This window comes from Psychrobacter sp. AOP5-GZ1-6 (genome assembly GCF_052376345.1).
Taxonomy (GTDB): domain Bacteria; phylum Pseudomonadota; class Gammaproteobacteria; order Pseudomonadales; family Moraxellaceae; genus Psychrobacter.
The window spans coordinates 1-1,774 of record NZ_JBQSVP010000240.1 but is presented as its reverse complement, the minus strand read 5'-3'; the positions used below and the strand labels follow the sequence as shown (position 1 = coordinate 1,774).

1 protein-coding gene and 1 pseudogene are annotated in these 1,774 nt (G+C 40.7%); one reads left to right on the top strand and one right to left on the bottom strand.

Annotated elements, in window-relative coordinates:
- A pseudogene (locus ACT3RN_RS15400) lies at nucleotides 1-150 on the top strand (IS982 family transposase); the annotation flags it as partial.
- An 88-nt stretch (nucleotides 151-238) separates the two neighbouring features.
- On the opposite strand, the gene ACT3RN_RS15395 reads toward ACT3RN_RS15400, so the two are convergent.
- Entirely contained in the window at nucleotides 239-1,498 is a 1,260-nt protein-coding gene (locus ACT3RN_RS15395) for a multidrug effflux MFS transporter (protein ID WP_192520957.1), read from the bottom strand.
- Between the last annotated feature and the right edge of the window lie 276 nt (nucleotides 1,499-1,774).

Genomic DNA, 1,774 nt, shown 5'->3' with positions numbered 1-1,774 from the left:
AAAAACTTGTGCCAAATCGAACACTCACGCCATCGTAGTATGACGGGGTTTATCACAAACTTGCTGTCAGGTTTAATTGCTTATTGCTGGTTTCCCTATAAACCCACCATCAAAAATATGCCTCAGCAGGGACAGGTAGCAACATTGTAAATAGTATCAATGAGTTACAATGTGGCTTATCCCGAACTGGGGTTATAATATATATATTGGGCATTTTAAAAATTTGAATTTAATAATACTACTCTGCGTCATTCAAATCTAAGTTACGATCTATTTGCCAAATCAAGAAACAACCAAGCCCCATTAGTGCAAACATCGCAATACCAACTTTTAGCACAGGATTAACTGGAAATAGGTTTAACAATAACCCACCGAAAATACCAACTGAAAACATCAATGAGCCTTGTAGTGCACTTGCCATACCAGCACGGCTTTTTTGGAACGCCAGTGCAATAGCAGAGGCATTGGGCTGAGTCAGGCCTAAGCCTGAGATACAAAAGAAAATACAGACCAATACCAGTGGTAGCCAGGCATCTGTACCCAAAAATAGACCTATCACAAAGAGCACGCCCGCAGAGATAACCTGCATCATCGCACCAAAACGCAAGATACTTAATAGCCGAAAGCGATTAGTCAACAATTGATTCAATTGGGTTAAACCGACAAATCCCGCGGCATTCATACCAAACAGCCATCCGAAATGCGTTTCTGACATACCATAAGTATCCATAATCAACTCAGAGGCCGAGCTAATATAAACAAACATGGCTCCCATCAAAAGCCCGCCGCCAATGGCAGGATAATTAAATGTTGGGTCTTTTAATAAATCCCAATACTGGCTAAGCACTTCTTTTGCTGGACGTACATTTCGGTTTTCTTCGATAAGTGTTTCAAAGAAGAAAAACTTAGCCAATAACAAATTAAGCGCACCAAAGGCAGCCAAAAACCAAAAAATAGAATGCCAGTTAAAAAACTGTAAAAATAGCGCACCAAGCGATGGGGCCAATATTGGTGCCAGACCCATTACTAATATCATGATAGAAAATGCTTTTGCCGTTTGCTTGGCGGTCAAACGGTCACGAATCGCGGCACGCGTGACCACTGATCCCACACAGGCTCCAAGCGCTTGCACGGTTCGCCCGGCAAATAACACATACTCATTATTTGTGGTTGCACAAATAATTGAGGCGATAACATATAACGTCATACCAATATATAAAGGCTTCACTCGCCCAACACGATCACTGAATGGGCCATAAAACAACTGACCAAATACCAGACCCAAAAAATAAGCTGGGACAGAATTTGCCATAAAAGCCGTAGAGACGCCAAAGTCATCTGCCATTGATGGTAGCGCAGGAAGATACATATCGATAGATAAAGGCCCTACCGCTACGATGAGTCCGAGCATCATAATCCATGCAACGGGTAGATCAGCAGAACGAACTCGCTCAGACGCAACAGGTTTATTGGGGAGGGATGGTTTTGAAGCAGACATATTAAGGCCGTTTTATATAATAAGTGTTTCATTACTCATACTATGGTTATCATCAGCTGTGACTTGTTGATAGGAGGTATCAAAAGCAGCTCACAAAAACAATAGTATATAGTCACATGCACATTAAAAGGTGGACAGTGCTATATCGCACTATCCATTTATATTTCAATAGGCAAATGACGTCAATAAAACAGATGTTAATTACTGAAAGATAAAATAAATGCCTTAAGATATGCCTAAAAACCTCAAACGACAACCTGTTTTAGTAAAAAAAAT